The organism is Sphingomonas faeni, from assembly GCF_024273235.1.
Lineage (GTDB): Bacteria > Pseudomonadota > Alphaproteobacteria > Sphingomonadales > Sphingomonadaceae > Sphingomonas > Sphingomonas faeni_A.
In genome coordinates this window covers 1-1,113 of record NZ_JANBVH010000095.1, presented here as the reverse complement: position 1 = coordinate 1,113, position 1,113 = coordinate 1, and the positions used below count along the sequence as shown (strand labels likewise).

The following is a 1,113-nucleotide window of genomic DNA, read 5'->3' as shown; positions in this document are numbered from 1 at the left end:
GGTAGTCTTCTGATCGGCCTGATGGCGCGTTTCGGCTCGGAGAAGATCAAAGGGCACGGCATTCCGGAAGCAATCGAGGCCATTCTATACGGCGAAAGTCGCCTGTCGCTCAAGGTTGCGGTCCTTAAACCACTTTCCTCGGCGATCTCGATCGGCAGTGGAGGTCCGTTCGGGGCCGAAGGTCCGATCATAATGACCGGCGGTGCGATCGGATCGCTCTTCGCGCAATGCTTCCACCTAAGCGCGGCCGAGCGGAAGACCCTGCTGGTCGCAGGCGCCGCAGCGGGAATGACCGGCATCTTCGGCACGCCCATCGCCGCTATCTTGCTAGCGATCGAGGTTCTGCTGTTTGAGTGGAAGCCCCGCAGCTTCGTGCCTGTAGTTGTCGGAACGCTGGTAGCGTTTGCCTGGCGGCCCCTGCTGCTGGGAGCTGGACCGATCTTCCCGTTCGCAGCGGCTCCCGTGCAGGCGTGGTGGCCTACGGAGGGATTAGCCCTCGGGATAGGTGTTTTGGTTGGGCTGGAGGCAGCGTTGCTGTCGGCGATGCTCTACCGGGTCGAGGATGCGTTCCACCGGTTGCCGGTGCATTGGATGTGGTGGCCAGCGTTGGGTGGCATCGTCGTTGGGGTCGGGGGTCTGATCGATGCTCGTGTTCTTGGTGCGGGCTACGCGAACATCCAGGCGCTGCTCGACGGATCATTGGCGGTGCGGGTCATCCTCGCGTTGTTGGTTGTGAAGGCAATCGTCTGGCTGGTCGCGCTGGGATCGGGAACGTCGGGCGGCGTTCTCGCGCCATTGCTAATCATGGGTGGCGCCTTGGGTGCCCTGCTCGGGCAGTTTCTGCCCGGGTCGGTAGGTTTCTGGGCAATGATCGGCATGGCCGCCATGATGAGTGGGGCCATGCGTGCTCCACTGACCGGTGCACTTTTTGCAGTCGAACTGACCGGACATTTTGATGCCTTGCCGGCGACGATCGCAGCAGCGACGGGAGCCTATGCGATTAGTGTCCTGGTAATGCGTCGGTCGATACTCACCGAGAAAATCGCCCGTCGTGGTCGTCACATTCTCCAGGAATACACAGTTGATCCGTACGAGTTCCTCCAAGCAGAACAG

Annotated in this window: 1 protein-coding gene; it reads left to right on the top strand. The window is 61.4% G+C overall.

Annotated features, from left to right (window positions below; translation table 11 throughout):
• Positions 1 to 1,113, top strand: a 1,113-nt coding sequence (locus NLI89_RS21635; RefSeq protein ID WP_254688790.1) for a chloride channel protein, incomplete at both ends; no start/stop codon positions are given.